Below are 18,035 nucleotides of genomic sequence, written 5' to 3'. Positions count from 1 at the left end.
AGGGGAAATATGGATTCTTTTATTTTAGCGCTGTTTTCTGATACTGACAAGCTGCGCCCATCAACACTTTATCAAATTCTCATTGGTAAGCGTACTAGCTCTGTCTTGAGTTATGCCTTTTTTTATGATCGCTTAGGTCTCTTTCAATCGTTGCCCCAGTTGAATGAGAAAGCGTATCAACAGACGCTCGCTGACTTGATCCAACGAGGGGCTCTAAGTCGAGATTCAGATGGTCTGCTGCTCAAAACGACCGCTAGAAACAGCCAGCAGCCAGGTGAACGATTGTTGCGTTATGCGAATTACTTTCGTTATGGACGAACGACGGAGGAGTCTTGGCGTTTTGTTCGGCTGCTGGTTCAAGCAGCTGCGTATCAAGGCGTGACCAATCAGTATATTCCCGTTGAAAACACGCCACTCTATACAGAACCTGTCCGTCAGCTGATCCGTCACAATCCTGAGATCAAAAAGTGCCTGTATCAAGAGCTATCAGCAATTTTTGACCAGCTTCCCGCAGAAGTGGCAGATTTTTTAGCGGGCACCTTATCGGGTCCAGATATTCTAGGGCAGGCGTTTTTTCAGCTTTTACCAGAAAATGTTCAAAGTAAGCCTTGGGACACTCTTTATGTAGGAGCTTCGATCCATCAATTTTTAACCTTGATCGAAAAAACGCCCCAGACGATCCTGTTTCGAGGATTGTCGCCTTTTCTGAAGAGAAATTTAAACCAAAGCATGGTGGAAAGCCGAGCATTGTTTTTGCGAGGCGATTCTGTCGAGCAGATTATGGAAAAAAGAAGGATCAAACGAGGAACTGTTAATGATCATTTGATTGAGTGGGCATTGCTTGATCCCACGTTTCCTTTTCAGCGCTTTGATACAGCGTTGTTGAAAAAGCTGCCAGAAGCTTCTTGGAAAAATAGCTATCAAGAATTACAGGCGCTTCTTACGACTGATTTTTTGACGATTCGTTTGTTACAGATTGCTCAGAAGCGGGGGATTCGATGTTAGAAGATGCACTGAATCAGTATTTTGGTTTCAAAACATTCCGCCAAGGACAAAAAGAAGTCATCGAAAGTGTTTTAGCACAGCAAGATACGTTAGCGATTCTACCTACTGGGAATGGCAAAAGTCTGTGCTATCAGCTGCCAGGGTACCTAGTAGACGGGATCGTGATCATTATCTCGCCGTTAGTCTCTTTGATGGAAGATCAAGTCTACGGCTTACAAAAGCAAGGGGAAAAACACGCGATTGCGTTTAATAGTCAATTGGACCTTGCTGATCGCCAGTATGTGATGCAGCATTTGCAGAAGTACAAGTTTTTGTTTTTAAGTCCAGAAATGATCGTACAAGAAGCTGTTTTGCATCAATTGGAACAGGTTAAGATCGCCATGCTCGTGGTGGATGAAGCCCATTGTGTTTCGCAATGGGGCATTGATTTTCGACCAGAGTACTTGCAGCTTGGTGAAGTAAAGAAACGCTTGAAGGCACCCGTCACATTAGCCTTGACGGCTACTGCAACAGCACAAGTGGAAGCAGACATACGGCAAGTATTATTAGCAAAGAACGCCAATGTCTACCGTTATTCGATGAACCGCAGCAATATCGGCTTGTTCGTAGAGCAAACGACAGACAAAGATGCGGCATTAGCAGACTATCTCAGCCGCTTAGGCGGGGCTGGGATCATCTACTGTTCCACAAGAAGCAAAGTCGAAGAAGTCTATAACAAACTGCGTCAGCGCTATTTGGTAGGCTATTATCATGGTGGTCTCGCGAGTGATCAAAGAAAAACGTTGCAGCAGCAGTTTTCTCAGAATAAATTAAAATTACTCGTTGCTACCAATGCGTTTGGGATGGGGATCAATAAGGAAGATATTCGCTTTGTGATCCATTATGATCTACCTGATTCGTTAGAGAATTACAGTCAAGAAATCGGGCGAGCTGGTCGTGATGGCAAACAAAGCAATGCGATTTTGCTTTATCAGGAACATGATGAGCAGATCCATTACTTCTTTCAGCGAGAAAATAAAGAAGAACGCCTTGCTTTAGAACGAATGATTCAGGAGAAGAGGAAAGAACCCTTGACACCGTTGCAAGAAAAGTGGCAGCAAAAAATGAAAGAGTTGGGGACTTCCTTTTGGCTGGAAACATTAAAACGCAATGAACAGCAAAAACAAGAACAATTACAGAAAATGTTGGCTTATATTCATTTTACAGGTTGTCGCCGACAATTTTTACTGGCGCATTTCGGAGAGGAAGCCCAGGAGAATCCTTATTGTTGCGACAATGACGGGATCGAAATAGCGGGTGAAGAACAGCTGCCCGAGAAAAAGGAAGCCCATCATTGGCAGGAACGTTTAATAAAAATTTTTAAAGATATAAATTGAATCGTATTTTGTAGGACAGTTTTTATTTACCTATGGTATAATACATCGGAAGGAAACTAGGAGGGAATACGAGTGAGCAAGAAAGACAATGACTACAATTCAGAAAATCAAGAACCGTGGGAACAACCAATCTATGATACAGAATACGATGATTCTGCATCAAGATCCCAACAAAGAAAACAAAAGCGTGGGAATTCACTCTTTTTGACGATCGTTTTAGTTTTGCTTTTCTTGATCGTGGCAATTCCGGTTGGTGCCGGTATTTGGGTATTGAACCATAACAATGATGCCCCAACCACAGCAAGTTCGAGCAGTACTGTAGATAGTACGACAGAGTCTTCAACAACCGAAGCATCAACGACGGAATCATCCACTACGGAATCGACAAGTGAAACGAGTTCGTCAACAAGTGAATCAAGTTCTTCTAGCAGTTTTTCTGCGCCAGCTTCATCAACACCTTCAAGCAGTGAGCCGGCACAAGAACAAAACAATGCTGGACAAGATACTACCCAAAATAACCAAGGGCAAGGCGCTGCTGGTACTGAACAGTATACCACTGTGCAAGCAGGTGAAGGTCCTGAACAAGTGGCAGCCCGTACAGGCATCTCAGTTGAAACCCTATATCAATTAAATGGGATTGATCCGAACAACTACATGCTTTACCCTGGCGACACGTTAAGAGTTAAATAAAAAACCGCTTTGGCGGTTTTTTTTCTTGAAAGAGATAAGCCAAGGTGGACGATAAGCAGAAACGATGAAGGAATACACATCGTTGGGAAACGAGGAGTAAGAAAAATGAAAAAAATCAACATCGCTATTGATGGTCCTGCGTCATCTGGGAAAAGCACAGTGGCAAAAATCATCGCGAATGACCTGGGATTTATTTATACGGATACTGGTGCCATGTATCGAAGCATCACGTATTTAGCTTTAAAAACGGGCTGTTCACTTGAAGATGAAGCGGCGATCGCTGCTTTGATCGATCAATACCCCATCACTTTTGAACCGACTGAACACGGTCAAGAGGTCTTTGCAGGAGGAGAGCAAGTCACCGAAGCGATCCGTCAGCCAGAAGTAACCAACGCAGTTTCGAAGGTGTCGGCATACCCTGCGATCCGTGAAAAACTCGTCCAACAACAGCAGTTGATCGCTAAAGATGGCGGTGTCGTGATGGATGGCCGCGATATTGGCACGGCGGTTTTACCACAAGCAGAAGTCAAGATTTTTCTGGTAGCAAGTGTGGAAGAACGCGCACAGCGCCGTTTTAAAGAAAATCAGCAAAAAGGGATCAAAACCGATTATGAGACGTTGAAAGAAGAGATCCAGCAAAGAGATTATCTGGATTCTCACAGAGAAGTCTCCCCTTTGAAACAAGCGGAGGATGCGGTTCGAATCGATACGTCTGGTTTAACGATCGAGCAAGTCGTCGAAGCAATCAAAAAAACCATCAAAGAAAAAATTGATTAACAAAAACAATGGGTGTTCCCCATTGTTTTTTTATTTTTTGAAACCAAAAGATGAAAGTGAGTAAGAAAACAGAGGTGAAAAGACTTTTTTAACGAAAAAACCGTAGTTTTTTAGGAAAATAAGAGAAATCGCTTTATTTTTTTTTCATTCTATTTTAAACTAAAAGATGTAGTGCAATTATTGCAGAATTGTTGGTTAGGAGGACATGAGAGATGACAGAATTTGAAAATAATCAGGTTGAGAGTGGAAATGAATCAATGGAAGCCGCTTTAGACAATTTCCAAGAAGTAAAAGTTGGAGATATCGTTAAAGGTGAGGTATTGGCCATTGAGGATAAACAAGCGATCGTAGGGATCGAAGGCGCCGGCGTTGAAGGCGTTGTTCCTGCAAAAGAATTATCAACTTTACCTGTTGAAGACATCAACGAAGCAGTCAAAGTTGGGGATGTCTTAGAATTGGTTGTGATTTCAGCAATTGGTAAAGACAAAGAAAACGGCAGCTATCTCCTTTCTAAACGTCGCTTAGACGCGAAAAAAGTTTGGGAAGATATCGAAAAAGATTTCCAAGAAGGAAAAATCATTGAAGCACCAGTCACCAACGTCGTTAAGGGCGGGTTAGTGGTTGATGTAGGTGTTCGTGGGTTTGTCCCAGCATCAATGGTCGAAGACCATTTTGTTGCGGATTTCGAAGATTACAAAGGGAAAACATTGACCTTCAAAATCGTTGAGATCGAGCCTTCAGAAAACCGTTTGATCCTTTCTCATAAAGCAGTTGTCGAAGCAGAAAAAGCAAAACAAAAAGAAGCTTTATTAGCTGATTTATATGAAGGACAAGAAGTAGAAGGAAAAGTAGCGCGTTTGACCGACTTTGGTGCCTTCGTAGACCTTGGCGGCATCGATGGACTTGTCCATGTCTCTGAAATTTCTCATGGACATGTTGGCAAACCGAGTGACGTTTTATCTGTTGGCGATACCGTCAATGTGCGTATCTTATCTGTTGATGCAGACAAAGAACGTGTGTCACTTTCGATCAAAGACACATTGCCTGGACCTTGGACCAATATTGAAGAGCAAGCGGCTGTTGGCAGTGTCTTGACAGGGACTGTTAAACGCTTGACAAGCTTCGGTGCGTTTGTGGAAGTCTCCCCAGGTGTTGAAGGGCTGATCCATATTTCACAAATCTCCCATAAACACATTGCGACACCACATGAAGTCTTACAAGAAGGTGATGAAGTGCAAGTGAAAGTGCTTGAAGTGAACCCTTCAGAACACCGAATCGCATTAAGTATCAAAGCATTAGAAAAAGCCGAAAACACCAATGAAACACAAGAGGTTTCAGAGGACGACTATCAATTGCCAGAAGAATCAACTGGTTTTACTATGGGTGATATCTTAGGTGATGCCTTAAAAGACAGCGACGAAGAGTAATTGTATGCCATCAGCTTATAACGATTCGATGTTTGAATTTGTTATAAGCTGGTTTTTTGTTTGCCAGGAAAGCTTGCAACTTTCCATGGCTTTAGGTAAACTAAGTAAGATTGAATACAAGAAGCAGCGTACAAGGACTGCTTTTTTAAATGGAGGGTAAAAAATGTCAAATCCAACAATAGCGATCGTTGGACGTCCGAATGTGGGGAAATCGACCATTTTCAACCGGATAGCTGGAGAACGAATTTCGATCGTTGAGGATACTCCAGGAGTGACCAGAGATCGTATTTATGCCACTGGTGAATGGCTAGGCCGTGAGTTTAGCGTGATCGATACAGGTGGGATCGATTTAAGTGATGAGCCGTTTATGGATCAAATCAAGCATCAAGCAGAAATCGCCATCGATGAAGCAGATGTCATTGTTTTTATTACGAGTGCTCGTGAAGGAGTAACCGATGCTGATGAGCTTGTGGCTCGTTTGCTGTACAAAAGCAACAAACCCGTGATTTTAGCCGTCAACAAAGTTGATAATCCCGAGATGCGTACCGACATCTATGAATTTTATGGTTTGGGTCTAGGCGATCCATACCCAATCTCAGGAAGTCATGGATTAGGGATCGGGGATGTTCTTGATGAAGCAGTCAAACACTTCACCAATGAAGCAGAAGAAGAAGATGATTCCATCATCAAGTTTAGTTTGATTGGTCGACCAAATGTCGGTAAATCCTCTTTGATCAATGCAATTCTAGGGGAAGAGCGAGTGATCGTTTCTGATATCGAAGGAACGACTCGTGATGCGATCGATACCCATTTTACCAGCGAAAGCGGTCAAGAGTTTACCATGATCGATACCGCCGGGATGCGTAAAAAAGGGAAGGTCTACGAGTCTACTGAAAAATACAGTGTGATGCGGGCGATGCGGGCCATTGAACGCTCAGACGTCGTCTTGATGGTCTTGAACGCCGAAGAAGGGATTCGCGAGCAAGACAAACGGATCGCTGGCTATGCCCATGAAGCAGGCCGAGGAATCATTATTGTTGTCAATAAATGGGATACATTGAAAAAAGAAACGAATACGATGCGTGATTTTGAAGAAGAAATCAGAGACGAATTCCAATATTTGGATTACGCGCCAATCATTTTTGTTTCCGCAGTGACGAAACAGCGCTTGAATAAGCTGCCGCAATTGATTGAAGAAGTCAGCATGAATCAAAACATGCGTATTCCATCTGCGTTGTTGAATGACGTCATTATGGACGCTGTGGCGATCAACCCAACCCCAACAGACAAAGGCAAACGTTTGAAGATTTTTTATGCGACGCAAGTAGCTGTCAAACCGCCAACTTTTGTTATTTTTGTCAACGAAGAAGAACTGATGCATTTCTCTTATGCACGTTTCTTAGAAAATCAAATCCGCAAGGCATTCACTTTTGAAGGAACGCCGATTCGGATCATTCCTCGCAGAAGAAAATAGAGATTTTATCATACTTTGTTTCTTTTTACAAAGAAATCTGTCCTTTTCTAGAAAAATGGGAAAAAACCAAAAAAAAACCCCCTAAAAACGTTAAAATCCTTGATATTACAAGGTTCTTATGATAACGTTATATCAGAATATTGATGGTAATCAATATTTGACAAAAACCTTGGACCACTCAAGATTTTTGTTGATGCATGACATCAAAAAAAATATCAGGAGGTGAAACCATCCATGGCAAATAAAGCAGAATTAATCGAAAAAGTTGCAGCAGCTACTGACTTAACTAAGAAAGACGCAACTGCAGCAGTAGACGCTGTATTCTCAACAATTCAAGACGCTTTAGCTAACGGTGAAAAAGTTCAATTGATCGGCTTTGGTAACTTTGAAGTTCGTTCTCGTGCAGAACGCAAAGGACGCAACCCACAAACTGGTGAAGAAATCAAGATCCCTGCTAGCAAAGTACCTGCATTCAAACCAGGTAAAGCTCTTAAAGACGCAGTGAAATAATTGAGTCTTGTAGAAACCCTTGAGTAATCAAGGGTTTTTTCTTTTGTCTAACTAGGGACTGCCACCATGCAGGCGGATCGCATGGGAAAAGAAACGGTTATTATTGTCAGAAAATTCAAAAATATTTTTTGTTTTTCTTTTGGTCTAAAAAAAACAAGGGTTGCGGGCACACTTTAATTCTCAAGCAAGAATAAAGGTGATTTAAAAGTCATTTTTATCAAAAGAAGCAAGCGATTAAATGACATCTAATGTGAGGAAGGGTTCCTTGGAATTGTCATTATTGAAAAAAAATTCAGAAAATTCGTTGACAAGTGTTTTTGCAAAGGGTATATTGGTAAACAATTACAAGAACGTTACTATTTCTAATGAAGGAGCCATTTTCTATGCGCAATTTTAATCAATATTTATTAGTCATTATTATTGATACCAGGACTTAGAACACGGAAGCAAAAATTATCCGTTTGTTTGAGTCCTATTTGCGTAAGTAAAATGGGATTCTGGCAAAGCATCCCAGTTTTTTATAACCGGGATGCTTTTTTTTATTCCAAAATGCAGGAGATGATGAGTGTGAGAAGTGATCAGATTAAAAAAGGGATCGATGCAGCGCCAGCTAGGAGTCTGCTCTATGCCACAGGACAAGTAAAAAATATCCATGACATGAACAAGCCATTTATTGCGATATGTAATTCCTATATCGATATTGTGCCTGGACATGTGCATTTACGGGAGTTAGCAGATATCGCTAAGGAAGCGATTCGTGAAGCTGGCGGCATCCCTTTTGAGTTCAATACGATCGGTGTGGATGATGGCATTGCGATGGGCCATATTGGCATGCGTTATTCGCTACCCAGCCGAGAATTGATCGCTGATTCCGCAGAAACCGTGATCAATGCTCACTGGTTTGACGGCGTATTTTATATCCCGAATTGCGACAAGATCACTCCTGGCATGATTTTAGCAGCGATGCGGACGAACGTACCGGGGATCTTTTGTTCTGGGGGTCCGATGAAAGCCGGTATTGATCCACGGGGCCACCAGATAACCTTGTCTTCCATGTTTGAAGCCGTGGGGACTTACAAGACTGGCAACATGACGAAAGAAGACTTTGAATTTATGGAGCAAAATGCCTGTCCGACTTGCGGTTCCTGTGCAGGGATGTTTACTGCCAATTCAATGAACTGTCTCTTAGAGATCTTAGGATTGGCAATGCCAGGCAATGGTACGATTCTTGCCGTGTCTGAAGAACGACGAGAACTAGTTAGACAAGCCGCCTTTAAGTTGATGGATCTTGTTGAAAAACAAGTGAAACCTCGAGACATCGTGACCAAAGAAGCTATTGATGATGCCTTCGCTTTAGACATGGCGATGGGGGGTTCCACCAACACAGTGTTGCATACCTTAGCGATCGCCAATGAAGCTGAGATCGATTATGACTTAAGACGGGTCAATGAAATCGCTAAAAGAGTGCCTTATCTCTCAAAAATCGCGCCATCATCAGCCTATTCGATGCACGATGTTCATGAAGCTGGCGGCGTTTCGGCAATCATAAGGGAGCTTTGTGATATCGAGGGAGCGATTCATCCTGATCGACCGACTGTCACAGGCAAGACGTTACGAGAAAATGTCGCTGAAGCGAAGATCCACAACGAAGAAGTTATTCATCCCAAAGAAAACCCTTATAGTCCTGTGGGTGGTCTATCGATCTTGTACGGTAATATCGCCCCAGAAGGCAGTGTCATCAAGGTCGGTGGGGTCGATCCAAGTGTCCAAGTGTTCAAAGGCAAAGCGATCTGTTTTGATTCACATGATGAAGCAGTTGCTGCCATCGACAATCATACCGTACAAAAAGGACATGTTGTAGTGATCCGCTATGAGGGACCAAAAGGAGGACCAGGTATGCCAGAAATGTTGGCGCCTACCTCAAGCATCGTTGGACGTGGGTTAGGCAAAGATGTCGCCTTGATCACCGATGGTCGCTTTTCAGGAGCGACCCGAGGAATCGCCGTTGGCCATATTTCGCCAGAAGCCGCTGCAGGGGGTCCATTAGGCCTTGTCAACGATGGCGATGAAATCATTATCGATTTACCAAATCGAACGCTGAATCTGCAAGTATCCGATGAAGAGCTTGCCCAGCGTGCGCAAGAACGACCGAAGTTTCGTTCAAAAGTGAAAAAAGGATGGCTTGCACGTTATACCGCTTTAGTGACTTCTGCCAATACGGGCGGGATTATGCGAGTACCTGATGAGGAGGAGTAGCAATGGAAAATATCGAGTATCAAGCATCGCATCTAAGGACTGGCGCACAAGTATTAGTGGACAGCTTACAAGAGCAAGGCGTCGAAATGATCTTTGGCTATCCGGGCGGCGCCGTCCTGCCGTTATATGATCAATTATATGATGCAGCGATTCCGAATATTTTGACGCGTCACGAGCAAGGCGCGATCCACGCCGCTGAAGGCTATGCCAAAGCTACTGGCAATGTTGGGGTCGTTTTAGTGACGAGCGGACCAGGTGCTACAAATGTCGTCACGGGCATTGCCGATGCTATGAGTGATTCCGTACCATTGGTAGTTATCACGGGACAAGTGGCGGTACCAGGAATTGGCAAAGATGCCTTCCAAGAGGCGGATATTCTGGGTATCACGTTGCCGATCACGAAGCACAACTACCAAGTCCGCTGTGTCGATGAGCTGCCAAAAGTGATCGCTGAAGCCTTCCATATCGCTTCCACAGGGCGAAAAGGGCCGGTTGTCATCGACCTTCCGAAAGATATTACATTACAAGAAACCGCTGAAACCTGCTCATTGCCGATCACAAGGAAAAGTTATCAGCCGACGGCAGAGCCATCCCGTCTGCAAATCGAAAAACTGATGCAAGTCTTGGAAAAAGCTCAGCGACCAGTGGTACTGGCGGGTGCAGGCGTGATCGCTGCTGCAGCTGCAGCTGAACTAAATGCATTTATTGCCAAGTACAAGTTGCCGACAGTGACAACGTTGCTTGGCTTAGGCTTACTGCCAAGTGATCATCAATTTTTCTTAGGCATGGGCGGTATGCATGGCACCTATGCGGCGAACATGGCTTTATCAGAAGCCGATTTGATTATCAATATCGGCTCTCGCTTCGATGATCGCCTAGCAACGGCCGGCAGTCAGTTCGGCAAGCAGGCGATCGTTGCTCATATCGATATTGACCCAGTGGAGATCGGAAAGATCGTAACGACAAAGATCCCAATCGTCGGCGATGCCAAGGCTGCTTTGCAGCAAATGCTGCGGTACCCACCAACAAGAGGAACCTGGACGACTTGGTTGGATCTATGCCAAAAACGGAAAAAGGAAAAACCTTATCGCTATGATCGCACTCAGACACAAGAGATCAAACCACAAAAAGTCATCGAAGAAGTAGGGCGTTTGACCAAAGGAGAGGCTTACGTCATCACCGATGTTGGTCAGCATCAAATGTGGGTCGCGCAGTATTATCCTTTTCGCTTTCCCAAACAATTGATCACCAGTGGCGGACTAGGGACGATGGGCTATGGCATCCCTGCAGGAATCGGCGTTCAATTTGCTCATCCAGAAAAAATGGTCGTGGTGTTCGTTGGCGATGGTGGATTTCAAATGACGAACCAAGAATTTGCGATTTTGAATGAGTATGGCTTGAATGTCAAATTTGTGTTATTGAACAACTGCTCTTTAGGAATGGTTCGCCAATGGCAAGAAACATTCCATGGCAAGCGGCGCTCTGCCTCCGTTTTTGCGCAGCAGCCTGATTTTGTCAAACTGGCACAGGCTTATGGCATTGAAGGCTGTCGGATCGATGCCCCAGAGCAACTGGTTGATCAATTGGCAGCAGCTTTTTCTCAAGCAGGGCCGCAGCTGATCGAAGTAATGGTCTCACCATCTGAGCATGTGCTGCCGATGATCCCACCGGGGAAAGCCAATCATGAAATGATGGGGGTCTAAGGGGATGAAACGGGTATTAGCAGCAATCGTCCATAATGAAGCAGGTGTTTTGAGCCGTATCACGAGTGTCTTGAACCGTCGTCAAGTCAATATCGAGAGTATCTCTGTCGGTACGACAGAACGACCAGAGTTTTCACGTATGACGATCATTGTCAACGTGAACGATTTGGCAGAAACAGAACAAGTGACTAAGCATCTGAACAAGCAGATCGATGTCTTGAAGGTTTCTGATATTACAGAAGTTCCTCATATCGAACGGGAGCTGGTGCTGATCAAAGTCAATGCGCCAACCACAAGCCGTTCGGAGATCCAAGCAGTGATCGATCCATTTCGAGCACACATTGTCGATGTGGCACTAAAAACAATCGTTGTGCAAGTTGCTGGCGATACGAAAAAGGTAGAAGCGTGCATCGAGGTTTTACGTCCATACGGCATCAAACAATTGGCACGGACGGGTGTCACTGGCTTTACAAGAGGGTAAGTGCAATTTTGAATTGCTTAAAATAAAGAAAGAATTCGGAGGAAACAAGTATGGTAAAAGTATATTACAACGAGGAAGTTACAGATAATTTAGGAGACAAGAAGATTGCGATCGTCGGCTACGGCTCTCAAGGGCACGCTCATGCGCAAAATTTACGGGACACAGGTCATGAAGTCTTTATCGGCATTCGTGAAGGAAAATCAGCGGAAGCCGCAAGAAACGATGGATTTGAGGTTTTCCCAGTAGCCGAAGCCGTTCAAAAAGCGGATGTAGTCATGATCTTGGCACCCGATGAGATCCAAAGATCGTTGTATAAAAATGAGATCGAACCGAATCTTTCTGCGGGCAATGCATTAGCATTTGCTCATGGTTTCAATATTCATTTTGATGTGATCGCGCCACCAAAAGAGGTGGATGTTTTTCTAGTTGCGCCAAAAGGACCAGGTCATTTGGTGCGTCGAACCTTTACCGAAGGGTTTGCGGTACCAGCCTTGTTTGCAGTTTATCAAGATGCGACTGGTAACGCACAAGCAACGGCTTTATCCTATGCAAAAGGCATCGGTGCCACACGGGTCGGCGTTTTGGAAACGACCTTTAAAGAAGAGACCGAAACCGATCTTTTCGGTGAGCAAGCCGTACTTTGTGGCGGTTTGACCAGTATGATCGAAGCGGGATTTGAAACATTGGTAGAAGCGGGGTACCAACCGGAATTGGCTTATTTTGAAGTTTGTCATGAATTGAAACTGATCGTTGACTTGATTTATGAAGGAGGCTTCAAAAAAATGCGCCATTCGATCTCGAATACGGCTGAGTATGGTGACTACGTTTCTGGTGCTCGGGTGATCACTGCACAAGCCAAAGAAAACATGAAAGCCGTATTGACAGACATCCAAAACGGCCAATTTGCGAAAGGATTCATTGAAGACAATCAAAACGGCTTCCCTGAATTCCATAAAATGCGTGAGGAAAACGGCAATCATCAAATTGAAAAAGTCGGCAGCGAGTTACGGAAAATGATGCCGTTTGTTGCGAAAGATTAGGAGGGACGCGTTTGTTGGTGACAGTTTCTGCAATCGAACAAGCCTACGAGCGACTGCGGGGAGCAGTTAGTCATACGCCGCTGCAGTATGATCGCTTTTTATCTGAGAAGTATCAAGCGACGGTCTTGTTGAAGCGAGAGGACTTGCAAAAAGTCCGCTCCTTCAAATTACGCGGTGCCTACTATGCGATCACCCAGGCAGATCCTGAACTGACTCGTCGTGGCGTCGTCTGTGCCAGTGCCGGAAACCATGCGCAAGGTGTTGCTTATACCTGTCAAGAACAGCAGATCCGAGCGGTTATTTTCATGCCGACAACGACGCCACAGCAAAAAATCGCGCAAGTCCTCTTTTTCGGTGGAGATTATGTCAAAATCGAATTGGTGGGAGATACGTTTGATGCGGCAGCCCAAGCGGCTAAACACTTTGCAAAAGAACAGCAAATGGCTTTCATTGCTCCCTTTGACGATCCTAATATTATCGCAGGACAAGGAACCGTTGCTGTGGAGATGCTGGCGGATGCTGAAAAAAAACAAGTAACGATCGATCTGGTCGTGGCAGCGATTGGCGGGGGCGGCTTGATCAGCGGAACCGCAGCCTATTTGAAAGAAAAGCAACCGAAGATAAAAGTTGTTGGAGCAGAACCTGTAGGGGCAGCCTCGATGCAAGCCGCCTTTGATCATCAAGGACCAGTGACACTGGAGCATATTGAAACCTTTGTGGATGGTGCAGCGGTCAAACAAGTCGGAGCTCAAACCTATGCCCATGCCAAACGCTACGTGGATCAATTGGTAGCTGTGGAAGAAGGCGCAATCTGTCAAACCATTCTGGAATTGTACAGCAAGCAAGCGATCGTCGCTGAACCAGCTGGTGCCTTGAGTGTGGCAGCTTTGGATCTGATCAAAGAGCAAATCAAAGGCAAAACAGTCGTCTGTATTGTGAGTGGCGGTAACAATGATAGTTCCCGTATGGCAGAGATCGAAGAGAAATCACTGATCTATCAAGGATTGAAACATTATTTTATCGTCAATTTCCCACAACGTCCCGGTGCGTTGAAGGAATTTGTTAGCCATGTATTAGGTCCCGATGATGATATCACTAGGTTTGAATATACAAAAAAAATCAATCGTGGAACAGGACCAGTAATGCTGGGAATCTTGTTGAAACACAAAAAAGATCTCCCCGCATTACTGTCACGAATTGAACAGTTTGACAAAAACTATATTAACCTTCAGCAAAATCAATCACTCTACTCACTTTTGGTTTAAGAAAAAACATGATTTTCCTTTGGAAGAAGAGGAAATCATGTTTTTTGCTTTTTATCGGATCGTTGAACCAATCACAGGAAAATACTTCCTAATCATTAGCGATTTAGTAGGTGTTTAAGCTCCTTCTTGTTATAATAGGAAGTAGTAGCAAAGGAGTGAGCCGATGGAAGCTGTTTTTTTCCGAAATGAACAAGAAACCCAAATTTCTTATGGTGAAACACTAGCATCGGTCATGAGAGAACAGTCGATCGAGCCGCAGCAGGTGATCATTTTGACGAATCAGCGCTATTATGACCGCTTTTCAGAAAAATTGACCCGCCTGTTTTTGCCACGAGAGGTCAATTGGTATATTTGTACCAATCAAATGTATTGCAACAACTTTAGCGAGTTTAAAGCTGCAATGGATTTCTTCGGTCGCTTTTCAAAACAAGAGCCGCTGTTGATCGTCGGTTTTGGGAATGAAGGTGTGTTGGCATTGAGCAGTTTTATCCACGCGACGTCGGTTCTGACGACACAGCTTTGGCTGATTCCCGTTTCCTTGCGGGCCTTAGCTAAAAGTGTGAAAGAAACAGCGATCGTTGTGAAAAAGCCAGATATCCCGATGCTGGAAAATCCTAATACACCCGAATTTGTTATTTACGATCAGACGATCGCAGAAAAACAGATCGATGGGAAATTGGTCGATTTTTTGACTCTGATTCGTTGTGGCGTGCTTGCCGATAGTGAGTTTTTAAAAGAGCTTTATCGAACCTATCCCAGTCATCAGGCGTTGATGAGACATTCGTTGGCTGCGTATACCGATCGGTTGATCCAACTATACCAGCAATCAGGCAGCGAATTGGAGGAGTTTGGCCAACTCTTTGCTGATGCTGCTTATCGAACGGAAAATGGGCACTTGCTGTCTGATGCGATGAAATTATTCTTTGGCTTTTTGTTTCATTTTATGTGGACCGTCCAGCAGCAGCAATTGACTGTCGATCTGCCCGTGTTCTGCCAATGGCTTGCCCGATTGGGTTTTCCTATCGAATTGCCCGAGTCTTTTTCATTAAGCGAATATTTCAGTCATGTACTGGAATTGCAGCAAAAAGAAAAAAAACTGTTATTTTTGGCAAAAGTTGGTACAATAGGGGGCAGAACAAAAATCGAGGAAAAAGATCTCGTCCAGACGATGGAGACTTATCAGCGATTAATCAATGAGATTCGAGGGGTTTAAATGGAAACATATAGTGAAAAAATGTTAAAAGCATTAGCCGCGGAAGAACTGGCTGAAGCACAATTAAATTTTACCGAAGCTCTGCAAAAAGATGATGATGAGACATTAGGCGCTTTAGGTGATGAACTATTGCAGATCGGCTTTTTGGAAGAGGCGAAAACGTTATTTGAAACCTTGCAGCAACGACATCCTGATAATGAAGCTTTGCTGCTTCCTTTAGCAGAAATTGCGATGGAAGAAGACCAGATCGAAACGGCTTTTGCCTATATTGATCAAATACCACCGACCAGTGAAGCGTATTTGCAAGCCTTGCTATTGAGTGCGGATCTTTACCAATTGATCGGTATCCCTGAAGTTAGTGAAGCCAAACTAAAAGAAGCGCAAAGCATTGTGCCAGATGAACCTTTGATACGGTTTGCCTTAGCTGAGTTAGCCTTTTCGACTGATCGCTATCAAGAAGCCGTTGACCTTTATCAAGGATTGCTGGAAGAAGAAATCACGGATATTTCGGGGATCTCGATCGTTGAACGGACTGGTACATCATTGAGTATGGCGGGCAAGTTTGAAGAGGCATTGGAATATTTTGAAGCAAGCCTAGAAGACGAACAGACCGATGAGCGTCTTTTTCAAACAGCTTTAGTCTATTTGCAGCTAAAAGAAAATGAACAAGCGATTCGCTACTTGCAGCAGTTGCGGGTCATGAATCCGCAATACCGTGCCTTGTATCTTTATCTTGCAGAAGCATTGCAAGAAGAAGAGCAGCTGGAAGAAGCGCAGCGTGTGATCGAAGAAGGGATTCATGAAGATCCATATCAAGTGGATTTCTATCATTTTGCTGCCGAGAATGCTTACCGACTTCATGACAGTGAAGCAGCAGAATCATTTTTACTAAAAGCATTGGAGACTGGTGACAAAGAAGATGATACGTTACTGACCTTAAGTAATTTATACTTGAATGAAGAGCGTTGGCAAGAAGCGATCTTGACCATCGAACGAATGGAAGACAATGAGCAGCCGCATGCCCTTTGGAATTTGGCGCAAGCGTATAATGCGCTGGAAGATTTTGACAAAGCAGCAAACTATTACGAAGAAGCCAATGCTGATTTGCACCATGAGCCAGCATTTATGAAAGAATATGGCATTTTCTTACGTGAAGAAGGGCGTTTACCTGAAGCACTTCATTTGCTGCAACATTATTTGGCGCATGAGCCAGGTGATTTAGAAGTACAGTCGATCGTGGAGGACTTATTAGAAAGATAGGTGAGAGAAATGAACATCAATGTACAAGAAAAGAAAAAGTTTCTTAATTGGTTAGTTTCGACCGTTTCCTTCAGCCGCCGAGAAGTCTCTTGGGTGTTAAACTATCTGGCGAACCATGAAGCGATCTTGACCAATGTTCATTTTGTAGAAGGGGCAGCCGCAGCCAAACGGGGCTTGAGTGTCCGCAGTACAGAAATTGGGGGCGAACCGTTTGTCTTGAGCATCGAAGGGCAGACCTTTTATGACATTGATCAGATTTTTCATGAGATTCGCATGAATTGGAAACAACCCTTGTATCTTGAATGTCTCTTCCCAGATTCTTGGTCGCAATCCTTTTATTTAGCAGTTTTAGAAGACAATCCTTATGAACGTTGGAACGACCACTTGGATCAAGAAATGACCCAACATGTTACTCAGTATCTTGAAAAAGAAGAAACAAAAACCAAAATCGATACCTTGTATCGGCAAATCGATCTAGCCTTGGAAAATGGGGATCGTGATGCCTTCTTAGAACTTTCCGATGAAGTAAATCGACACTTGCTCCAGCAAAAAGAAGAAAGCCGGTAACAAGCAAAAAGCAGCCCTTTAACCGGGGCTGCTTTTTTCAGTCTCTATTTTGTTTTAGAAACAGCGGTTTTGCGCTGTAAGAACCGCGACTTAGGTCTTAAGTAGGTAAAGCCTTCACCTTCGACTTCATGGACATTAATGACAGAAACAAACGCTTGCGGATCAAAGTCATGAACGATGCGCTTGACTTCAGAAATCTCCCGCCCGCTGACCACCATATAAATGATTTGTTTCGACACTCTTGAGTAAGCCCCTTCGCCCTGTAAAAACGTGACGCCTCGTTCTAATTCATCCATTAAAACAGGAGCCATCTCTTCGCTGTGATTGCTGATCACTAAGATCCCTTTGGCTGAATAGCCGCCATCTAGGATCGAATCGATCACGCGAGTGAAGACATAAGAAAAAATCAAGGTATACATCATGCGGTTCAAATCTATATAAGTCAAAGAAAGCAACAGGACGAACACATCAAAGATCAAAAGCGAACGACCGATCGTCACCCCAAAGTTTTTCTCTAAAATACGTGCCAATACATCGACTCCACCAGTCGTTCCCCCGACTTTGTAGACGATCCCACTACCGATCCCTGCAATCAAACCAGCCAAGAGCGCAACGATCAGCAGATCGTGCTGCAGATCGATCAACAGGGGAACACTCTGCCAAAATGCCAACCAAAAAGACAAACCAAAAGTTCCTAAAATCGTATACACTAATGAGCGTCGACCAAGAATTTTGCCACCGATCAAAATGATCGGAATATTTAAGATCAGTGTACTGATGGCAGGATTGATTCCCCATAAGGCTCGCAGGATCAAGGTGATCCCCGTCACACCGCCTTCTGCTAAGTCATTTGGGATATTTAGATAGACTAGACCGAAGCCATAGATACTTGTACCAAAAATAATCAAAACAATATCGCGAATCGTTCGCCATGAAAAAAATGCCCGCATCCTGTTTCCTCCGTTATTCAACTTCCACAAGTATCAATGTA

At 43.9% G+C, this 18,035-nt stretch carries 16 protein-coding genes; 15 read left to right on the top strand and 1 reads right to left on the bottom strand.

Annotated features, from left to right (window positions below; all coding sequences use genetic code 11):
- The first annotated feature begins 9 nt into the window (after positions 1-9).
- The 15 genes from IGI77_RS12070 (at position 10) to IGI77_RS12000 (ending at position 17,044) form a co-directional block, all read left to right on the top strand.
- Positions 10-1,005, top strand: a complete 996-nt coding sequence (locus tag IGI77_RS12070) for a helix-turn-helix domain-containing protein (RefSeq protein WP_438770146.1) — start codon at positions 10-12, stop codon at positions 1,003-1,005.
- Positions 999-2,381 carry a RecQ family ATP-dependent DNA helicase gene (locus tag IGI77_RS12065; RefSeq protein ID WP_438770145.1) on the top strand — a complete coding sequence of 461 codons (1,383 nt, stop codon included), beginning with the start codon at positions 999-1,001 and terminating at the stop codon, positions 2,379-2,381. The genes IGI77_RS12070 and IGI77_RS12065 overlap by 7 nt, the downstream gene beginning before the upstream one ends.
- A gap of 72 nt (positions 2,382-2,453) precedes the next feature.
- Complete coding sequence (locus tag IGI77_RS12060; RefSeq protein ID WP_438770144.1) at positions 2,454-3,071, top strand: LysM peptidoglycan-binding domain-containing protein; 618 nt, start codon at positions 2,454-2,456, stop codon at positions 3,069-3,071.
- Between the two features lie 105 nt (positions 3,072-3,176).
- Positions 3,177-3,848 (top strand): (d)CMP kinase, encoded by a 672-nt coding sequence (cmk, locus tag IGI77_RS12055; protein WP_034858340.1) that lies wholly within the window; start codon positions 3,177-3,179, stop codon positions 3,846-3,848.
- A gap of 212 nt (positions 3,849-4,060) precedes the next feature.
- Complete coding sequence (gene rpsA, locus IGI77_RS12050; protein WP_438770143.1) at positions 4,061-5,275, top strand: 30S ribosomal protein S1; 1,215 nt, start codon at positions 4,061-4,063, stop codon at positions 5,273-5,275.
- 163 nt (positions 5,276-5,438) lie between these two features.
- The gene (gene der, locus IGI77_RS12045; RefSeq protein WP_005231911.1) at positions 5,439-6,749 is read left to right on the top strand and encodes a ribosome biogenesis GTPase Der; all 1,311 of its coding nucleotides are present in this window, start codon (positions 5,439-5,441) and stop codon (positions 6,747-6,749) included.
- Positions 6,750-6,983: 234 nt separating this feature from the next.
- Positions 6,984-7,259 (top strand): HU family DNA-binding protein, encoded by a 276-nt coding sequence (locus IGI77_RS12040; protein ID WP_003126821.1) that lies wholly within the window; start codon positions 6,984-6,986, stop codon positions 7,257-7,259.
- Positions 7,260-7,826: 567 nt separating this feature from the next.
- Positions 7,827-9,515, top strand: a complete 1,689-nt coding sequence (ilvD, locus tag IGI77_RS12035) for a dihydroxy-acid dehydratase (RefSeq protein ID WP_015510070.1) — start codon at positions 7,827-7,829, stop codon at positions 9,513-9,515.
- 2 nt (positions 9,516-9,517) lie between these two features.
- On the top strand, positions 9,518-11,218 hold the full coding sequence (ilvB, locus tag IGI77_RS12030; protein WP_438770142.1) for a biosynthetic-type acetolactate synthase large subunit: 1,701 nt from the start codon (positions 9,518-9,520) through the stop codon (positions 11,216-11,218).
- 4 nt (positions 11,219-11,222) lie between these two features.
- Positions 11,223-11,699, top strand: a complete 477-nt coding sequence (gene ilvN, locus IGI77_RS12025; protein WP_005229349.1) for an acetolactate synthase small subunit — start codon at positions 11,223-11,225, stop codon at positions 11,697-11,699.
- 50 nt (positions 11,700-11,749) lie between these two features.
- The gene (gene ilvC, locus IGI77_RS12020; RefSeq protein WP_438770141.1) at positions 11,750-12,739 is read left to right on the top strand and encodes a ketol-acid reductoisomerase; all 990 of its coding nucleotides are present in this window, start codon (positions 11,750-11,752) and stop codon (positions 12,737-12,739) included.
- Positions 12,740-12,750: 11 nt separating this feature from the next.
- A complete protein-coding gene (ilvA, locus tag IGI77_RS12015) occupies positions 12,751-14,004 on the top strand; it encodes a threonine ammonia-lyase IlvA (RefSeq protein ID WP_438770140.1) in 1,254 nt (417 codons plus the stop codon).
- 163 nt (positions 14,005-14,167) lie between these two features.
- Complete coding sequence (locus tag IGI77_RS12010; protein WP_005229354.1) at positions 14,168-15,217, top strand: hypothetical protein; 1,050 nt, start codon at positions 14,168-14,170, stop codon at positions 15,215-15,217.
- The gene (locus IGI77_RS12005; protein WP_005229356.1) at positions 15,218-16,477 is read left to right on the top strand and encodes a tetratricopeptide repeat protein; all 1,260 of its coding nucleotides are present in this window, start codon (positions 15,218-15,220) and stop codon (positions 16,475-16,477) included.
- Positions 16,478-16,486: 9 nt separating this feature from the next.
- Positions 16,487-17,044 (top strand): YpiB family protein, encoded by a 558-nt coding sequence (locus tag IGI77_RS12000; RefSeq protein WP_005229358.1) that lies wholly within the window; start codon positions 16,487-16,489, stop codon positions 17,042-17,044.
- 44 nt (positions 17,045-17,088) lie between these two features.
- Here the strand turns inward: IGI77_RS12000 and IGI77_RS11995 are convergent, their stop codons facing one another.
- The gene (locus tag IGI77_RS11995; RefSeq protein WP_010749295.1) at positions 17,089-17,994 is read right to left on the bottom strand and encodes a YitT family protein; all 906 of its coding nucleotides are present in this window, start codon (positions 17,992-17,994) and stop codon (positions 17,089-17,091) included.
- Positions 17,995-18,035 lie beyond the last annotated feature (41 nt).

Origin of the sequence: Enterococcus sp. DIV0213h, from assembly GCF_051711285.1 — a bacterium.
Taxonomy (GTDB): Bacteria; Bacillota; Bacilli; order Lactobacillales; family Enterococcaceae; genus Enterococcus_D; species Enterococcus_D casseliflavus.
Note: the sequence above shows the minus strand (reverse complement) of the source record. Positions and strands in the feature narration are given on the sequence as shown.